Source organism: Psychrobacter sp. GW64-MNA-CIBAN-0177 (assembly GCF_040309585.1).
Lineage (GTDB): Bacteria > Pseudomonadota > Gammaproteobacteria > Pseudomonadales > Moraxellaceae > Psychrobacter > Psychrobacter okhotskensis.
Window position 1 is genome coordinate 1 of the sequence record NZ_JBEOOY010000428.1, and the last position, 254, is coordinate 254.

Below are 254 nucleotides of genomic sequence, written 5' to 3' on the forward strand. Positions count from 1 at the left end.
TCGATAGGCTTGGCAAATTTATTAATATTGGCTTCAATATTTTTAGCAATTCTCATATAGTAAGGTGCAAATTCATCATCGGCTAAGACACTTTGCTCACCATTATCCACTTGTGCACGAATAACGCTCGCCAATGGCAACTGACCTAATAGCGGCACCTGATATTGCTCAGCGATTTTTTCGCCGCCACCTGTGCCAAAGATAGCTTCGGTATGATTACAGTTGCTACACGTATGTAGTGCCATGTTTTCGAC

General features: G+C 42.1%; 1 protein-coding gene. It reads right to left on the minus strand.

Going from position 1 to position 254, the window contains the following annotated elements:
• Window positions 1–254: P-loop NTPase (locus AAEY79_RS15720; protein WP_352289544.1), on the minus strand; the 254-nt coding region annotated here is incomplete at both ends.